The organism is Rahnella perminowiae (assembly GCF_019049755.1).
In the GTDB taxonomy this organism is placed as follows: domain Bacteria; phylum Pseudomonadota; class Gammaproteobacteria; order Enterobacterales; family Enterobacteriaceae; genus Rahnella; species Rahnella perminowiae.
The window spans coordinates 1-17,254 of record NZ_JAFMOS010000545.1; the positions used below are offsets into that span (position 1 = coordinate 1).

The window sequence follows — 17,254 nt, forward strand, 5'->3', positions numbered from 1 at the left end:
GGCCGGGGCGGCTTGACGACCTGTATATGTACACCATGACGCCACGCACCGGTTTTGTCCTGATTGATACCTGGCTGTCCGGCGACCGTGAAATGTTTTACAACGCTATCCGCCATTTATGGTTGCCGGTGACGGTGCTGGCGATGTTGTCGATGGCGGGTATTACGCGCCTGTTGCGTGCGTCGATGCTGGGCGAAATGAACAAAGAGTATGTGATTCTGGCCCGGTCAAAAGGGGCCGGCAGGATGCGTGTTCTGCTTTGCCATGTCTTCCCGAACGTGCTTGGTACACTGATCACGGTGCTGACGCTGTCCTACGCCAGCCTGCTCGAAGGTGCGGTACTGACCGAAACGGTATTCGCCTGGCCAGGTGTCGGGCGTTATCTGACCACCGCGTTGTTTGCTGCGGATACCCCGGCAATTCTTGGCGCTACGCTGCTGATTGGCACCTGCTTCGTGCTGCTCAATGCGCTGGCTGACGCCCTTACTTATCTGCTCGATCCGCGAACCCGGTAGTTGCTATGACACAAATGATTCCTGAACAACCGACGCAGGTTGAGGCTGAAGCCGATACCTCCGTCTGGAAACCGACCCGGCGCATCACCACGTTTTCTGTCGGACTGGTGCTGGTTGCTATTCTGGTGCTTACCGCGCTGCTCGCGCCGTGGCTGGCACCGTTTGACCCGAATATTCAGCACATCGAATTACGCCTGCTGCCGCCTTCGGAAACCCACTGGCTGGGCACCGACGGGTTTGGCCGCGATTTACTCTCCCGCGTGGTCTATGGTGCACGTCCGACCCTGCTGCTGGTGTCACTGATTCTGGTACTGACCATTCCGGTGGGGCTGCTGATCGGCATCAGCGCGGGATACATTGGCGGCTGGTATGAGCGCATTGTGATGCGACTGACCGATATCGTGATGTCCTTGCCAAGTCTGGTGATGGCACTGGCGCTGGTGGCGATTCTCGGCCCCGGCCTGATGAACGGGGCTCTGGCACTGGCTTTCACCAGCTGGCCGCCCTTTGCGCGACAGGCAAGGGCGGAGACGCTGGCACTTCGCCGCAGTGATTATCTGGCAGCGGCGCGGATGCAGGGCATCGGCGGGTTGCGTCTGATGTTCGGCCATATTCTGCCGCTGTGCCTGCCGAGCGCCGTAGTACGTGCGGCCCTCAGCCTCGGCGGCATCATTCTGGCTTCTGCCGGTCTGGGCTTCCTCGGTATGGGTATTCAGCCACCGACCGCTGAATGGGGGTCAATGGTTGCTGAAGGCAGCAAGGTGATTTTCGATCAATGGTGGGTTGCCGCAGCACCGGGCGGGGCGATTTTATTTGCCAGCCTGGCTTTCAACCTGCTGGGCGACGGCCTGCGCGACAAAATGGATCCACGACATGGCAACTGACTTTTTACATAAGGACAAGTCATCCGGCGATCAGCTGGTCGCGAAGGATTTGACCATTTATTTGCCGGGCGAACGTCCGCTGGAACTGGTGAAATCCCTGTCATTCAGCGTCGGGCAGGAACGCGTGGCGCTGGTCGGCGAGTCCGGCTCCGGAAAATCCCTGACCGCCCGTGCGCTGATGGGGTTACTGCCGCATCCGTGCAAATTGCGTGCATCACAGCTGACGCTGGGTGACAACGATCTGACCACGCTCAGAGAACGTGAGTGGAGCACGCTTCGCGGAAACCGCGTGTCGATGGTGATGCAGGATCCGAAACATGCGCTCAATCCGACACAAAAAATCGGCAAGCAGGTAGAAGAACCGCTGCGCCTGCATACACGCCTTGGCCGCAAGGAGCGTCAGGAAAAAGTCACCGAGATGCTGAATGCTGTCGGTCTGCCGAATCCGGCTTTCTTGCAACAGCAGTATCCGCATCAGCTTTCCGGCGGGATGGGGCAGCGCGTGATGCTGGCGATTGCACTGATCAATGATCCCCAGTGGCTGATAGCCGACGAACCCACTTCCGCGCTGGATTTCGAGATGCGCGAACAGGTTCTGGGGCTGATTGAGCGATTAGTTGAACAGCGAAACATGGGACTGATCCTGATCAGTCACGACCTGCAACAGATCGCCCGTTATTGCGAACGGGTGCTGGTGATGTACAAAGGCGAGCTGCTTGATGAACTGGCAGCCGATCAGTTGGCGAACGCCACCCATCCTTATACGCATACGCTCTGGTCATGCCGTCCGAGCAAATTTACGCACGGTGAACGCCTGCCGGTGCTGGATCGCGCGCTGCTGGCTTCTTTAAAACAGGATCCGCGCCATGAGTGAAATTATTGCTGAACTGTGTCAGCTTAGCGTGTCGCATCGTCAGGGTTACGAAACCCGCACGGTGGTGCATAACGTCAATCTGACCATCCGTAAAGGCGAATGCTTCGGACTGGTCGGGCCGTCCGGTTGCGGCAAATCATCATTGCTGTGGGTGCTGGCTGGTCTGAACGGATACTGGGGCGGCAGCCTGACGCTGCTTGACCATCAAGTGAAACCCGGCAAGCCTTTCACCGGTAGCCTGCGCCGCGATGTACAGATGGTTTTTCAGGATCCGTATGCTTCGCTGCACCCCAAACACAAGCTGCTGCGAACGCTGGCCGAGCCGCTGAAAATCCTTAAAGAACAGGATATCGAACAGAAAATTGCCGAAGGTTTTCGCCAGGTCGGGCTGGATCCGGCGCTGATGAACCGTTATCCGCACCAGCTTTCCGGCGGTCAGCGTCAGCGCGTGGCGATTGTCCGGGCGCTGTTGCTTAAACCGAAACTGCTGCTGCTTGATGAACCGACATCAGCCCTTGATATGTCCGTACAGGCAGAAATTCTTAATCTGCTCAATGACCTGAAAGCCAGCAGTGATCTGACCATGATTCTGGTCAGCCACGATGCCGATGTGATTGATCATATGTGTGATCGGGCAGTGCATATGGCGAAGGGTTACGTGTTGAGCTGACCGTGCGCCTTATAATCCCTTCTCACAGTCCCCGGGCAAAGGTCCCGGGGATTCTCCGTTCAGCAGTATTTTGAGCGCACCATCGAAGCTTGTCTGCCGGGGAGTTTTTATGATTTTTTCAGAAAATCTTTCAGATGGACGACCTTGTTGATGTCATCCATCAGGCGCGGGTTATTGCGCACTTCCCAGATATCGACATGGGTTTGCAGGTTTAACCAGAATTCGACAGAAGTCTCAAATGTCTTTGCCAGCCGGAAGGCGATATCAACGGTCAGCTTGCGGTTGTTATTCACCAGTGCGCTGATGGTATTGCGGTGAACATTCAGCATGTCGGCAAGATCGTTGATCCGCAGGCCAGTGGGCTCAAGAAATTCGTAAAGTAAAATATCACCAACGGTAGCGGGTTTACGTGTGGTCACAGCCATACGACGTTCCTTTTGGTATGTCTTCATTAACATCGAAACGAATATGCTCATAATTACCGGTAACGCCTGTAACCGTGGGGATCTCAATACAGGCCATGTGCTTTGCCTTCCCGCCAGTAAAAAATCAGACGGTACTGTTCATTCACCCTGATCGATGAAAATCCTTTTAACGGAGCTGCCAGATCTTCGTAGCGATTGCCCGGAGGCCAGAGTAAATCCCGATAATCCATTGCGGCATTGATCATATCCAGCTTCCTTTCCAGAGCGGTTGCCAGCGTCCAGGGTATTTTGCGATGGGGAGTGGCGAAGTGAAAAAAGTCTTCCAGCCATTGATCGCGGAAGCTGCTTATCCTGAGCATATCGTTCATGAGATGAACCCATCCTGATTTTTAAGGTGGGGTACCGAAGCCTTCTTGCACTGTGCTTCGGTGCATAAATTAACAGAGTCTTTTGCCGTTGTATAGGGATTGTTCTCCCGGGAACGGACGTGACTTTAATGCCTGATGCGTTTAGCGAAAGCGGTTGTTGAGGATTTTGCGGGACGTTTTCCACAGAATGTGCGTCACCCGGCAGAGGGGTACGGCATGAATGCGGCAAGGCGCGCAAAATTTTTCTGCCTGCGGTGGAACGCGCGGGAGCAACAATTTTCGATTTTAAGCCACGCCGCGGGTTGCGCCGGGCTTATGAGCATGATAATGATTTCCTTCGGTATTCTGCCAGCCACTTTTCCGACCACTGAGATCTTATGAGCCTGAAAGCTTTCAACCCTGATGCCCTGCAAAAAGGTGATCTGATTAACCTGCTGATCGCTATTCCTGCCGGGATTATTGCCGCGCTGGTGACAATCGCTTTTCGCGGGGCGATTTCGGGTATCAACGGCCTGATGTTCAGTGATGGCAGCGATATCACCAAAGCTTTCAATGAATATCCTCAATTTCTCTGGCCGCTGATCACCACAGGAGGGGGCGTGATTGCGGGTTTCATCCTGCTGTGGGCGCTGCGTCACGAAAGCAGGCACGGCAAAATGCCGGATTATCTGGATGTCATTGATCAGCGTCTGCCGGGCATTCCGGTGGTCAGTACCGTGCTGCGCGGGCTGTCGTCGCTTGCCAGTATTGCCAGCGGCGGTTCAATTGGTCGCGAAGGGGCAATGGTCCAGTTATCCGCGTTAAGCGGCAGCCTGCTCGGGCGGTTTTCACGTTTTAAAGGCGTACATCAGTCAGATGTTATCGCCATGGCTGCCGCGGGCGGGCTGGCAGCGGTGTATCACGCTCCGTTTGCCGGCGCGTTGTTTGTGGCGGAAATCGCTTTTGGTGTGACCGCCGTACAGCGCCTGATCCCGCTGTTTATCTCGGCGTCGGTCGCGGTGCTTACTGTCCGGTCGCTGACCGGTTATGCGCCGCTGTATCTGTATGCTTCCGCCTCATTCAGCCCCTCCTTAGGGGCGATTTTTACCGTGCTGATTATTGGCATGGCGACGGGGATTCTCGGGCCGTTATTCATCTCATCAATCGATAAAGTGCGGCAGTGGATGAAACCCATTTCGCATCCGGCGCTGCGTCTGGGTCTTGGCGGGCTGGGTGTCGGCCTCGTGGCGATGATTTCGCCGCTGGTGCTCGGTAACGGTTTTGAGGTCATTGATTTAATCCTTAACAACGGGGATTTACAGACCTCTTTATGGGTGCTGCTGATCCTGAAAATTGTCGCCACGGCGATCACCATCGGTTCCGGTGCGGTCGGCGGGTTGTTCACGCCGTCGTTACTGATTGGCGCGGCGGGCGGCGCGCTGGTGTGTACCTTCCTGCAATGGCTGGGATTCGATCCCGGTCCGGTCGGGTTATATGCTGCGATCGGCATGAGCGCATTGCTGGCGGCCACCAGTCATGCACCGCTGATGTCGATCATGATGGCGTTCGAAATGACCCTCAACAGTTCGCTGCTGTTCCCGCTGATGCTGGCGACGGCGATTTCTTATGTTGTGGCGTCTCGCCTGAAAGTCGGCGGCACGTACCCGGTGCTGACACGGCATAATGCCCGGTTTGCGGCGAAAAATGCGTTTGAATACAGTACTGTGGCATCACTGATTTCACCTTGTTCGAAAATGTACGTCGACGCTTCGCTGTCAGAGGTGGTCAGCGAAGGGTTAAAACAACGCACACGGTATGTATACATGGTAGACAGGGAAGAACGTTTTCTGGGCGTGGTGCCGACCAATGTGGTGGCGGCAGGGCTTATTGATGGCAGCGTGAAAGCTGACAGCCCGATTGATCCGTTTATCGAACAGGAATTCACGACGATTTTTCAGCAGGCCAGTTACGAGCAGGCGTGGGCGATGTTCAGTCATTCGCCACTTGAACGTTTACCGGTGCTGGAAAATGCGCAATCACGCCGTTTGCTGGGTGTGATCACTAAAGCTGCGTTGCTGAATAAAGCCAAAGATTTCCTGTAGTTGTTGTGCGGAGAGCCGTCATCAGCCGTCGTCGCGATGCCTTAACGCATACCAGCCCGCCAGCAGAGTAAACACGCCGACAATCACCACCAGTAAAATAAAACCGTGGTGATTGCTGGCGAGCGGAATGCCACCGACGTTCATGCCAAAGAAACCTGCGACAATATTGATCGGCAGCGCCAGCACGGTGATTACCGTCAGCACATACAGCGTGCGGTTACTTTGCTCCATCTGCCGTGAGGTGATTTCTTCCTGCAATAACCTGATGCGTTCGGTCAGGGCGATAAGGTCATTCAGTACCACCGAAAATTCCTCGGCAAACTGCCGTAAATCCTGGACCACGGCAGGGGCTATCCAGGCGGGAGGACGGTTCAGCAGGCGAAACAGGGCGGTCGGTTCCGGTGCGAGTAAACGCTGAAACCGCAGCAGCATACGGCGCAGACGCCCCAAATCGGCGCGGTTCTTTTTCACGTGATGGCTCAGCAACCGCTCTTCGATGGTATCCACGTACTGATTAGCTCGCCGTACAATCTGTTCCAGTAAATCTTCCTGTTCCTCTAAAAGATGCACCAGCAGCGCGGTTGGCGTGGTGATGGCCAGATGTTCCAGTCGTTTGAATAACTGTTCGATCAGCCTCACCGGTTTGTGGCGCGCCGTGATCACCAGCTGCTGATGGCAACTGAGCCACAGCGTCGAGGCTTCATCACTGGTTTCATCCGGACGGAAAATCACATCGTTGAGCACCGCCAGCAGCGTGTCATCAAGCCGTTCAATGCGCGTACTGCGCGATCCTTCGCGGATTTCCTCGAAAAATACCTCGCCGATGCCAAAATGCTTTTTCAGCCATTTTTCTGACATAGCGTGATTGAGATTGACGTGGATCCAGACGAATCCTCTGTCGTGGCAAATCTGCTGCCAGGCTTCCTGAACCTGTTGTGAGGAAACGCGTTCGGCTGGGCGGTCCGGACGAAAAACGAAACCGTATATCATCCCGGTAACTTCATCGTTGAAATTGAGTACGGCGGGTTTTTCTGTCTGCATTAAAGGTTTCTGGTGGTGAAAACAGGTTGTTCTATTACGCCAGACATCGGCGTAAATACAATAACCTCCCGCGTGATTTCACAATACTGTCACATTCAAACGGCCTTACCTCCAATTTTCCTGCGGATGACTTAATGCCCTCCTTTTTGTTGTCTTTGTGTAATTAATTTCAGTAAATCAATCAATTATAGCAACTTAACTTCATACCTCTTTGGGGGTATTTGTCGTTATATAAATGAATGCATGACGCAAAGGCGTTGATCGCAATCAATTGGGCGCGCGTGTGGGCTGCATACCCTGAGGGCATAACGAGCAATGAAGTTGTATTCCCCGCCATTCACATAATGACAAAGCGCAATGAAGCCTTTGCACAGGAGAGTCCCGGATGAGCAAGTTTCTTGACCGGTTTCGCTATTTCAAACAGCTAGCTGAACCCTTTGCTGACGGCCACGGCCAGACGCTGAATACCAATCGCGACTGGGAAGACGGTTACCGCAGCCGCTGGCAGCATGACAAAGTGGTCCGTTCCACGCACGGTGTGAACTGTACCGGTTCATGCAGCTGGAAGATTTACGTCAAAAACGGTCTGGTGACCTGGGAAACCCAGCAGACCGACTACCCGCGCACCCGTCCGGATCTGCCGAACCACGAGCCGCGTGGTTGCCCGCGTGGTGCCAGCTATTCCTGGTATCTCTACAGTGCAAACCGTCTGAAATATCCGCTGATGCGCAAGAAACTGATCCAGTTATGGCGTGAAGCCAGACTGAATTACAGCGATCCGGTCGATGCCTGGGGCTCGATTGTCAGTCAGCCGGAAAAAGCCAAAGAATATAAAGCGGCACGCGGTCGTGGGGGATTTGTCCGTTCAAGCTGGCAGGAAGTGAATGAACTGATTGCCGCGTCCAACGTGTATACCGCCAAAACTTTCGGCCCGGACCGCATTATCGGTTTTTCGCCCATTCCGGCGATGTCGATGGTGTCTTACGCTTCCGGCGCACGTTATCTGTCGCTGATCGGCGGTGTTTGCCTGAGCTTCTACGACTGGTATTGCGATTTGCCCCCGGCGTCTCCGCAAACCTGGGGCGAGCAGACTGACGTGCCGGAATCGGCTGACTGGTACAACTCTTCGTATATTATTGCCTGGGGTTCCAACGTTCCGCAGACCCGTACGCCGGACGCGCACTTCTTCACCGAAGTGCGCTATAAAGGCACTAAAACGGTGGCTATCACGCCAGACTATGCGGAAATCGCCAAGATTTGTGACCAGTGGCTGGCGCCGAAGCAAGGCACCGACAGCGCACTGGCGCTGGCCATGGGCCATGTGATCCTCAAATCCTTCCACATCGATAATCCAAGTCAGTACTTCACCGACTACGTGCGCCGCTACACCGATATGCCGATGCTGGTGATGCTGGAACCGCGCGAAGACGGATCATATGCCGCAGGCCGTATGCTGCGTGCCTCTGATCTGGTGGGCAATCTTGGTCAGGAAAATAACCCGCAATGGAAAACCATCGCCCTCGATGAACACACCGGAGAACTGGTATCACCGTTAGGTTCGATCGGTTACCGCTGGGGCGAAAAAGGCCAGTGGAATCTGGAATCCCGTGAAGGGAAAGACGGCAAAGATGTCAGCCTGAAGCTGAGCCTGCTCGGCGATCATGATGACGTTGTGAATGTGGGCTATCCGTACTTCGGTGGCGCGGTCAGTGAACATTTCAACAGTGTGACACTGGATGAAATTCTGATGCACAAACTGCCGGTCAAACGCCTGCAACTGGCGGATGGCAGTACCGGCCTGGTGGCAAGTGTTTACGACCTGACGCTGGCGAACTACGGTATCGAACGCGGCCTGAACGATGAAAACTGCGCACAAGGCTATGATGAAATCAAAGCCTATACGCCAGCCTGGGCCGAGAAAATCACCGGGGTTTCACAGCAAAACATCGTGCGTATCGCCCATGAATTTGCCGATAACGCCCACAAAACCCATGGCCGTTCGATGATCATCGTCGGTGCCGGGATGAACCACTGGTATCACCTTGATATGAACTACCGCGGTCTGATCAACATGCTGATCTTCTGCGGTTGCGTGGGGCAGAGCGGGGGCGGCTGGGCCCACTACGTCGGGCAGGAAAAACTGCGTCCGCAAACCGGCTGGCAACCGCTGGCGTTTGGCCTTGACTGGCAGCGTCCGCCGCGCCAGATGAACAGCACCTCATTTTTCTACAACCATTCAAGTCAGTGGCGTTACGAAACCGTCACGCCACAGGAGCTGTTATCTCCGCTGGCGGACAAATCCAAATTTACCGGCAGTATGATTGACTTCAACGTGCGCGCCGAGCGTATGGGCTGGCTGCCGTCTGCGCCGCAGCTCAACGTTAACCCGCTGCACATTGCCGGGCAGGCGAAAGCCGCAGGTTTATCACCGGCCGATTTCACCGTGGCAGCCCTGAAAGACGGCAGCGTGCGTTTTGCTGCCGAACAACCGGATAATCCGCAGAACTTCCCGCGTAACCTGTTCGTCTGGCGCTCTAACCTGCTGGGGTCTTCCGGTAAAGGCCACGAGTACATGCTGAAATATCTGCTGGGCACCGAACACGGTATTCAGGGAGAGGATCTCGGCCTTCAGGGCGGCGTCATGCCGGAAGAAGTCGAATGGCAGGCGCAGGGCGGCGAAGGCAAACTGGATCTGGTGGTGACACTGGATTTCCGCATGTCCAGCACGTGTCTCTATTCTGACATCGTGCTGCCGACCGCCACCTGGTATGAAAAAGACGACATGAATACCTCGGATATGCATCCGTTTATTCATCCGCTGTCTGCTGCTGTTGACCCGGCCTGGGATTCCAAAAGCGACTGGGAAATCTATAAAGGTATTGCCAAAGAGTTTTCCCGGGTATGCGTCGGCCATCTTGGGGTGGAAACCGACATGGTGACGTTGCCGGTTCAGCACGATTCCGCCGCTGAACTGGCACAGCCGTTTGGCGTGGAAGACTGGAAAAAAGGGGAATGTGATCTGATCCCCGGGCGCACTGCACCGCATCTGATGGTCGTTGAACGTGATTATCCGAACACCTATGAGCGCTTTACCTCGGTCGGCCCGTTGCTGGAAAAACTCGGTAACGGCGGCAAAGGCATCAGCTGGAATACTGACAGCGAAGTCGGTTTGCTGAAAAAACTGAACTACACCAAACCGGATGGCGTGGCGAAAGGCCAGCCGGTGATTAACACTGCGATTGATGCAGCGGAAGTCATCCTGACGCTGGCACCGGAAACCAACGGTCAGGTGGCGGTCAAAGCCTGGGCGGCGCTGAGCCAGAATACCGGCCGCGACCACACACATCTGGCGCTGAATAAAGAAGACGAGAAAATCCGCTTCCGCGATATTCAGGCGCAACCGCGCAAAATTATCTCCAGCCCGACCTGGTCCGGTCTGGAAGATGAACATGTTTCTTACAACGCCTGTTACACCAACGTGCACGAGCTTATTCCGTGGCGCACGCTGTCCGGCCGCCAGCAGATTTATCAGGATCATGCGTGGATGCGCGCCTTCGGTGAAAGCCTGCTGGTTTACCGTCCGCCAATCGACACCCGCGCGGCGCAGCCGTTGCTGAACGCGAAACCGAACGGCAACCCGGAAATGGCGCTGAACTTCCTGACGCCGCACCAGAAATGGGGCATTCATTCTACCTACAGCGACAACCTGCTGATGCTGACTTTAGGTCGCGGTGGCCCGATTGTCTGGCTGAGTGAAGACGATGCGAAACAGTTAGGCATTGAAGATAACGACTGGATCGAAGCTTTCAACGCCAACGGCTCGCTGAGCGCCCGTGCGGTGGTCAGCCAGCGCGTACCGGCAGGCATGACCATGATGTATCACGCACAGGAGCGCATCGTGAATATTCCGGGTTCAGAAATCAGCCAGCAGCGTGGCGGTATTCATAACTCTGTCACCCGTGTTTGCCCGAAACCGACGCATATGATCGGTGGTTACGCGCAACTGGCGTACGGTTTCAACTATTACGGCACGGTCGGCTCCAACCGCGATGAATTCGTGATTGTGCGCAAAATGAACCGCATCGACTGGCTGGATGACGAAGGTAATGACGACGTGCAGGACGCCGTGCAACAGGAGAAAGCCCAATGAAAATTCGTTCACAAGTCGGCATGGTGCTGAATCTCGACAAATGCATTGGCTGCCACACCTGTTCCGTGACCTGTAAAAACGTCTGGACCAGCCGCGAAGGGATGGAATACGCGTGGTTTAACAACGTGGAAACCAAACCGGGGCTCGGTTATCCGCACGACTGGGAAAACCAGCAGAAATGGAAGGGCGGCTGGATCCGCAAAATCAACGGCAAACTGCAGCCGCGCATGGGTAATAAAGCCAACCTGCTGCATAAAATCTTCGCCAACCCGCATATGCCGGAAATCGATGATTACTACGAACCGTTTGATTTTGATTATCAGCATCTGCACACCGCGAAAGACGGCAAACATCAGCCGGTGGCCCGTCCGCGTTCGTTGTTAACCGGCAAACGCATGAAGAAAATTACCGGTGGCCCGAACTGGGAAGACGATCTGGGAACCGAGTTCAGCAAACGTTCTGCCGACCAGAACTTCGCCAATATGCAGAAAGAAATGTACGGCGAGTTCGAAAATACCTTTATGGCGTACCTGCCGCGTTTGTGTGAACACTGCCTGAATCCGGCGTGTGTGGCGACCTGTCCGAGCGGTGCGATCTACAAGCGTGGCGAAGACGGCATCGTGCTGATCGACCAGGACAAATGCCGTGGCTGGCGCATGTGTCTGACCGGCTGCCCGTACAAAAAAATCTACTTCAACTGGAAAAGCGGCAAATCAGAAAAATGTATTTTCTGTTATCCGCGTATCGAAGCCGGTCAGCCAACGGTGTGTTCCGAAACCTGTGTCGGTCGTATCCGTTATCTCGGCGTAGTGTTGTATGACGCCGACCGTATCGGTGAAGCCGCATCGGTGGAAAATGAGAAAGACCTGTACGAAAGCCAGATGAGCATTTTCCTCGATCCGAACGATCCTGAGGTGATTGCACAGGCCGAAAAAGACGGCATTCCGCTGTCCGTGATGGATGCCGCACGTCAGTCGCCGGTCTATAAAATGGCGATGGAATGGAAGCTGGCGCTGCCGCTGCACCCTGAATACCGCACGCTGCCGATGGTCTGGTACGTGCCGCCACTGTCCCCGATCCAGTCTGCTGCTGATGCCGGTGCATTACCGCACAGCGGCGTGCTGCCGGATGTCGAAAGCCTGCGTATTCCGGTGGAATACCTGGCGAACCTGCTGACTGCGGGCGACACCGCGCCGGTGCTGCGTGCGCTGAAGCGCATGCTGGCGATGCGTCATTTCAAACGTGCTGAAACGGTGGATGGCGTAACGGACACCCGCGCGCTGGAACAGGTCGGATTGTCTGCGGCGCAGGCCGAAGAAATGTACCGCTATCTGGCGATTGCCAACTACGAAGATCGTTTCGTGGTCCCTTCCGGCCACCGTGAACAGGCGCGTGAAGCCTTCCCGGAAGCCAAAGGCTGTGGTTTCAGCTTCGGCGACGGCTGCCACGGCAGCGACAGCAAATTTAACCTGTTCAACAGTAAACGCATCGATGCCATCGATATCGGCGCGAAAACAGAAAGGAACAACTGATGAACAGCTTACGACTCATTGGCTTATTGCTCGATTACCCGTCTGATGAGCTGTGGGAACACCAGACGGAGCTGCTCGAAGCGGTGACAGAATCTGCGGAACTGACTGAGGAACAGCGCCACGATCTGGCGCTGTACATCACGGCGTTCTGCAAACAGGATTTGCTGGATGCGCAATCGGCGTACACCGGTTTGTTCGATCGGGGTCGCGCCACCTCGTTGCTGTTGTTTGAACATGTGCACGGCGAATCCCGTGACCGTGGTCAGGCGATGGTCGATCTGATGGCGCAATACCGCGAAGCCGGGCTGGAAATCGACAGCCGCGAGCTGCCGGATTACCTGCCGCTGTATCTGGAATACCTGACCACCCGTGATGAACATCAGGCGCGGGAAGGGTTGCGTGACATCGCGCCGATCCTGGCATTACTCAGCGCCCGGATGCAGGAGCGGAACAGTCATTACGCGGAACTGTTTGATCTGCTGCTGGCACTGTCCGGCAGCGATATCGCGACCGCCACGGTGCGCGAGGGGATCAAACAGGAAGCCCGTGATGACACGCCTGCCGCGCTGGACGCGGTGTGGGAAGAGGAACAAATCACGTTCCTCGGCGAGCAAAGCTGTGCGTCGGGCGATGAAGCCGCGCACCAGAAACGCTTCGCCGGTGCGGTCGCACCACAGTATCTGAACCTTGATGACACGCCTGCGGGGGAACCACGCAAATGACCGACTTCCTCAACAACTTCTTCTTCAATATCTATCCGTACCTGTGCGGCACAGTATTCCTGGCCGGTAGCTGGCTGCGTTATGACTACGGTCAGTACAGCTGGCGCGCCGGTTCCAGTCAGTTGCTGGAGAAAAAAACGCTGCGTATTGCTTCGCCATTGTTCCATGTCGGCATTCTCGGCATTTTTGCAGGCCATGCCTTCGGGATGCTGACGCCGCACTGGATGTATGAATCTTTCCTGCCGGTGCCGGTGAAACAGCAGATGGCGATGTGGGCGGGCGGTGCCTGTGGCGTGATGACTTTGATTGGCGGCGGCATGCTGGTGTGGCGGCGTCTGAGCAACGCGCGCGTGCGGGCGACCTCGAGTTTTGGTGACATCATGATCATCATTCTGCTGGTAGTGCAATGTGCCCTGGGGCTGAGCACCATTCCGTTCTCCGCGCAGCATATGGACGGCAGCGAAATGATGAAACTGGTCGGCTGGGCGCAGTCAGTGGTGACGTTCCGTGGCGGTGCGGCAGCACATCTCGATGGCGTGGCATTTATCTTCCGCGTGCATCTGGTGCTGGGGATGACGCTGTTCCTGTTGTTCCCGTTCTGCCGTCTGGTGCATATCTGGAGCGCGCCGGTGGAATATCTCACCCGCCGTTATCAGCTGGTACGTAATCGTCGCTGACTGACCTTCACGGATTGTGAACGGGCAATTTTGACATAAAAACGAAGGGCGCTATGATGCGCCCTTATCTTTATTTTATTGCTCAAGGACGCATCTGATGGCCACCCCAAGACAACCTATGACCGTAGCCCGTCGTTTACTTCGCAACAGCCTGATTCTACTGGTTATCGGTATTGTTGCCACGATCCACGGTTTAGTGGTTGGCAGTCCGGAAACCCCGCCGGGAGAAATGGCACCGCAACTGATGCTGGGCATCTGGTTTATCTTTATCGGTTGCGTGATGGCGCTGATCAGCGGGTTAGTGATCCGCAACAAAAAGAAAAAAGGCGAACTCTGATCTTTCGCTACACACCGAATCAGCGCTCATCAGGGCGCTTTTTTTATGTCAGCAGTGGCGTAAACCTGCGTTACGTCAACGTCACGCGCTCAGTTTTCACGCAATTTATTCTTTCACTCGTATTACAGCTAATAAAAATCCTAATCAACGTTGTCCAGGAAAAATAACATGACCAGAACGGTATACCTCAACGGGGAGTTTGTTGCCGAGCATGACGCGAAGGTGTCGGTATTTGATCGCGGTTTCTTATTTGCTGATGCCGTCTATGAAGTCAGCGCCGTGCTGAACGGACGTCTGCTCGACAACACGTCTCATCTGGCGCGGCTTGCGCGTTCCTGTCAGGCGCTGAACCTGCGTCTGCCTTGTGCGCTCAGTGATATTGAGACTCTGCAAAAACGTCTGATCACTGAAAACAATCTGCTGGAAGGGGCGGTGTATCTGCAAATCAGCCGCGGCAACAGCGGAGACCGTGATTTTGATTTCCCCGGTGAAAGCGTAACGCCAACTTTTCTGATGTTTACGCAGGCGCGCCCGCTGACAGACCACCCGAAATCAAAAAGCGGTATCCGCATGGTTTCCGTTGAAGATATCCGCTGGCAGCGTCGTGACATCAAAACCGTTGGCCTGCTGGCCCCGTGCCTGGCGAAAGAGTATGCCCATCAGCATGACGCCGACGATGCCTTACTGATCGAAAATGGTCTGATCACCGAAGCCAGCTCCAGCAATGCCTGGATCGTCGATGCTGAAGGCACGCTGATCACCCGCCCGCTCAGCACGCACATCTTACATGGCATCACCCGTCAGGCACTGCTGGAACTGGCGAAGCAGCACCATATCCACTTTGAGGAACGTCCGTTCACGCTGGATGAGGCACTGAATGCGCGGGAGATCTTTATCAGCTCCGCCACCACCTTTATCTGGCCGGTGATTGCGCTGGACGGGAAGCCGGTCGGGGACGGAAAACCGGGCGCGGTTGCCGCAAAATTGCGGGAGATTTATGTGGCGATGGCGGTAGAGGCGACAAGCCGTTAATACAGTTTTACTGCCAAAAGCCCGGGTTGTCTTCACAACTTCACTGAGGTTGAAATGTAAAAGTCAGCGGTTTTGCATTGAAGAGGGCGTGAACCGGCGTCTGCGATCTTGCCTGTTTATTTCTCTAAAACTCTCTGACTGATAACCGTTTTCATCTAGACTAACGGCTTCGCTTTCTGGCTATCTTATAAGGATGTCTGATGCTCCGCCGTTTCTTCTCTTATTACGCACCCTATAAAAAGCTGTTCTTCCTCGACTTCGGGTGCGCGATCCTCGCCGGATTGCTGGAACTGGGCTTTCCGATGGCGATTAAAACTTTCATCGATAAATTACTGCCTGCGCACGACTGGGTGCTGATCATCGGCGCGACGGTCGGTCTGTTGTTGATTTACCTTTTCAATACGGCACTGATGGCTATTGTTAATTACTGGGGGCATGCGTTGGGTGTTGGCATTGAAACCGACATGCGGCGCGAGGCATTCAGCCATTTACAGAAACTGTCTTTCCGTTATTACGACAATACAAAAACCGGCCATATCATCACCCACGTCACCAAAGATTTGGAAGAAGTGGGCGAGGTCGCGCATCACGGGCCGGAGGATGTATTTATCGCGGTAATGACTTTTATCGGCGCATTCATTCTGATGGCAACGGTCCATTTACAGCTGGCGCTGATGACCATCATTATCGTGCCGGCGATGACCTGGATGGTCAGCCGCTATGGTGCTCAGATGACTGAAACCTGGCGGCGTCTGTTCGGGCAGGTCGGTAATTTCAACGCACGTATAGAAGAAAGTATCGGCGGTATCCGCGTGGTAAAAGCATTCGCCAACGAAGAACATGAGCAAAAGCTGTTTGCTTCTGATAATGCTAATTACCGCACTACTAAGCTGAAAGCCTATCAGATCATGACCGCCAGCCTGACGCTCAGTTATCTGAGCACGCGTCTGGTTCAGCTGATTGTGATGGTCGCAGGTACCTGGTATGTGATTAACGACCAGCTGACCTACGGCGGGTTCGTGGGTTTTCTGCTGCTGGTGGAAGTGTTCTTCCGCCCGGTGGCGAAAATCAGCTCAGTACTGGAAAGCTATCCGAAAGGGATCGCCGGGTTTAAACGCTTTACGCAGCTTATCGATACCTCGCCGGATATCACTGACCGGCCGGGCGCGCAGACAGTCAGCCAGTTACGGGGCGATATTCATTATGACAACGTAGTGTTCGGCTACACCCCCGTCAGTAAAATTCTCAACGGCATTACGCTGACGATTAATGCCGGAGAAACGTTGGCGTTCGTCGGGCCTTCCGGCGCGGGAAAAACCACGTTATGTTCGCTGTTGCCCCGTTTCTATGAGCTGGACAGTGGCAGTATCACCATCGATGGCATCGATATCCGCGACATGACCCAGCGCTCGCTACGTCACAATATTGGCATTGTGCAGCAGGATGTTTTCCTGTTTGGCGGAACGATCCGTGAAAACATTGCTTACGGTAAGCTCGATGCCAGCGAAGCAGAAATCCGCCTGGCGGCCAGCCGTGCACGGCTTGATGATGTGATTGACGCATTGCCGCTGGGAATGGACACGGTAATTGGTGAACGGGGAGTGAAGCTCTCCGGTGGCCAGAAACAGCGTCTTTCGATTGCGCGTATCTTCCTCAAAAACCCGCCAATTCTGATCCTCGACGAAGCCACGTCAGCGCTGGATACTGCGACGGAGCAGGCTATTCAGCAGTCGCTGGCGGAGCTTTCTGAGGGCCGGACCACCCTGGTGATTGCCCACCGTCTGGCGACAATTCAGAATGCGGACCGCATTATTGTGGTCGATAAAGAAGGCATTGTTGAGCAGGGCACACATGAATCACTGCTGGCCCGTCAGGGGCGTTACGCACAACTTCACGCCGCACAGTTCCGTTAGTCTTTTACTCCTTCTCCTGCGAAGGAGAGGGAG

15 protein-coding genes are annotated in these 17,254 nt (G+C 54.9%); 12 read left to right on the forward strand and 3 right to left on the reverse strand.

Annotated elements, in window-relative coordinates:
- The 4 genes from J1785_RS13205 to J1785_RS13220 form a co-directional block, all read left to right on the forward strand.
- Positions 1–515 (forward strand): ABC transporter permease (locus J1785_RS13205; RefSeq protein WP_217156684.1); only part of this gene is annotated, 515 nt, incomplete at its 5' end.
- 5 nt (positions 516–520) lie between these two features.
- Positions 521–1,399, forward strand: coding sequence for an ABC transporter permease (locus tag J1785_RS13210; RefSeq protein WP_129951464.1), 879 nt, complete (start codon positions 521–523; stop codon positions 1,397–1,399).
- On the forward strand, positions 1,389–2,273 hold the full coding sequence (locus J1785_RS13215; protein WP_217219541.1) for an ABC transporter ATP-binding protein: 885 nt from the start codon (positions 1,389–1,391) through the stop codon (positions 2,271–2,273). The genes J1785_RS13210 and J1785_RS13215 overlap by 11 nt, the downstream gene beginning before the upstream one ends.
- Positions 2,266–2,943, forward strand: a complete 678-nt coding sequence (locus J1785_RS13220) for an ABC transporter ATP-binding protein (protein ID WP_217137383.1) — start codon at positions 2,266–2,268, stop codon at positions 2,941–2,943. Before J1785_RS13215 ends, J1785_RS13220 begins: the two co-directional genes overlap by 8 nt.
- A gap of 107 nt (positions 2,944–3,050) precedes the next feature.
- On the opposite strand, the gene J1785_RS13225 is transcribed toward J1785_RS13220, so the two are convergent.
- The gene (locus J1785_RS13225) at positions 3,051–3,368 is read right to left on the reverse strand and encodes a HigA family addiction module antitoxin (RefSeq protein ID WP_129951461.1); all 318 of its coding nucleotides are present in this window, start codon (positions 3,366–3,368) and stop codon (positions 3,051–3,053) included.
- Positions 3,369–3,451: 83 nt separating this feature from the next.
- Positions 3,452–3,736 carry a type II toxin-antitoxin system RelE/ParE family toxin gene (locus J1785_RS13230; protein ID WP_129951460.1) on the reverse strand — a complete coding sequence of 95 codons (285 nt, stop codon included), beginning with the start codon at positions 3,734–3,736 and terminating at the stop codon, positions 3,452–3,454.
- Positions 3,737–4,113: 377 nt separating this feature from the next.
- On the opposite strand from J1785_RS13230, the gene J1785_RS13235 reads away from it, so the two are divergent.
- Positions 4,114–5,817, forward strand: coding sequence for a chloride channel protein (locus J1785_RS13235; protein ID WP_217219542.1), 1,704 nt, complete (start codon positions 4,114–4,116; stop codon positions 5,815–5,817).
- A 21-nt stretch (positions 5,818–5,838) separates the two neighbouring features.
- Here J1785_RS13235 and J1785_RS13240 read toward each other — a convergent pair whose 3' ends face one another.
- Positions 5,839–6,858, reverse strand: coding sequence for a transporter (locus J1785_RS13240; protein WP_129951458.1), 1,020 nt, complete (start codon positions 6,856–6,858; stop codon positions 5,839–5,841).
- A 385-nt stretch (positions 6,859–7,243) separates the two neighbouring features.
- Here J1785_RS13240 and J1785_RS13245 point away from each other — a divergent pair, with 385 nt between their 5' ends.
- From J1785_RS13245 to J1785_RS13275, 7 genes are all read left to right on the forward strand, one after another.
- Positions 7,244–11,008: a nitrate reductase subunit alpha gene (locus J1785_RS13245; protein ID WP_217219543.1), complete on the forward strand. Its 3,765-nt coding sequence runs from the start codon at positions 7,244–7,246 to the stop codon at positions 11,006–11,008.
- On the forward strand, positions 11,005–12,540 hold the full coding sequence (gene narH, locus J1785_RS13250) for a nitrate reductase subunit beta (RefSeq protein ID WP_217219544.1): 1,536 nt from the start codon (positions 11,005–11,007) through the stop codon (positions 12,538–12,540). The genes J1785_RS13245 and narH overlap by 4 nt, the downstream gene beginning before the upstream one ends.
- Positions 12,540–13,262, forward strand: coding sequence for a nitrate reductase molybdenum cofactor assembly chaperone (narJ, locus tag J1785_RS13255; RefSeq protein WP_217137378.1), 723 nt, complete (start codon positions 12,540–12,542; stop codon positions 13,260–13,262). Before narH ends, narJ begins: the two co-directional genes overlap by 1 nt.
- Positions 13,259–13,939, forward strand: coding sequence for a respiratory nitrate reductase subunit gamma (gene narI, locus J1785_RS13260; protein ID WP_129951454.1), 681 nt, complete (start codon positions 13,259–13,261; stop codon positions 13,937–13,939). Before narJ ends, narI begins: the two co-directional genes overlap by 4 nt.
- 97 nt (positions 13,940–14,036) lie before the next feature.
- On the forward strand, positions 14,037–14,276 hold the full coding sequence (locus tag J1785_RS13265) for an LPXTG cell wall anchor domain-containing protein (protein ID WP_015697512.1): 240 nt from the start codon (positions 14,037–14,039) through the stop codon (positions 14,274–14,276).
- Between the two features lie 168 nt (positions 14,277–14,444).
- Positions 14,445–15,308, forward strand: coding sequence for a D-amino-acid transaminase (locus J1785_RS13270; RefSeq protein ID WP_217137377.1), 864 nt, complete (start codon positions 14,445–14,447; stop codon positions 15,306–15,308).
- Between the two features lie 200 nt (positions 15,309–15,508).
- Positions 15,509–17,221 (forward strand): ABC transporter ATP-binding protein, encoded by a 1,713-nt coding sequence (locus tag J1785_RS13275; RefSeq protein WP_217219545.1) that lies wholly within the window; start codon positions 15,509–15,511, stop codon positions 17,219–17,221.
- The last annotated feature ends 33 nt before the right edge of the window (positions 17,222–17,254 follow it).

What these genes read in the sequence shown, in the direction of transcription:
- J1785_RS13210 (WP_129951464.1), top strand. Translation starts at nt 521, where the DNA reads ATGACACAAATGATTCCTGAACAACCGACGCAGGTTGAGGCTGAAGCC.
- J1785_RS13215 (WP_217219541.1), top strand. Translation starts at nt 1,389, where the DNA reads ATGGCAACTGACTTTTTACATAAGGACAAGTCATCCGGCGATCAGCTG.
- J1785_RS13220 (WP_217137383.1), top strand. Translation starts at nt 2,266, where the DNA reads ATGAGTGAAATTATTGCTGAACTGTGTCAGCTTAGCGTGTCGCATCGT.
- J1785_RS13225 (WP_129951461.1), bottom strand. Translation starts at nt 3,368, where the DNA reads ATGGCTGTGACCACACGTAAACCCGCTACCGTTGGTGATATTTTACTT.
- J1785_RS13230 (WP_129951460.1), bottom strand. Translation starts at nt 3,736, where the DNA reads ATGAACGATATGCTCAGGATAAGCAGCTTCCGCGATCAATGGCTGGAA.
- J1785_RS13235 (WP_217219542.1), top strand. Translation starts at nt 4,114, where the DNA reads ATGAGCCTGAAAGCTTTCAACCCTGATGCCCTGCAAAAAGGTGATCTG.
- J1785_RS13240 (WP_129951458.1), bottom strand. Translation starts at nt 6,858, where the DNA reads ATGCAGACAGAAAAACCCGCCGTACTCAATTTCAACGATGAAGTTACC.
- J1785_RS13245 (WP_217219543.1), top strand. Translation starts at nt 7,244, where the DNA reads ATGAGCAAGTTTCTTGACCGGTTTCGCTATTTCAAACAGCTAGCTGAA.
- narH (WP_217219544.1), top strand. Translation starts at nt 11,005, where the DNA reads ATGAAAATTCGTTCACAAGTCGGCATGGTGCTGAATCTCGACAAATGC.
- narJ (WP_217137378.1), top strand. Translation starts at nt 12,540, where the DNA reads ATGAACAGCTTACGACTCATTGGCTTATTGCTCGATTACCCGTCTGAT.
- narI (WP_129951454.1), top strand. Translation starts at nt 13,259, where the DNA reads ATGACCGACTTCCTCAACAACTTCTTCTTCAATATCTATCCGTACCTG.
- J1785_RS13265 (WP_015697512.1), top strand. Translation starts at nt 14,037, where the DNA reads ATGGCCACCCCAAGACAACCTATGACCGTAGCCCGTCGTTTACTTCGC.
- J1785_RS13270 (WP_217137377.1), top strand. Translation starts at nt 14,445, where the DNA reads ATGACCAGAACGGTATACCTCAACGGGGAGTTTGTTGCCGAGCATGAC.
- J1785_RS13275 (WP_217219545.1), top strand. Translation starts at nt 15,509, where the DNA reads ATGCTCCGCCGTTTCTTCTCTTATTACGCACCCTATAAAAAGCTGTTC.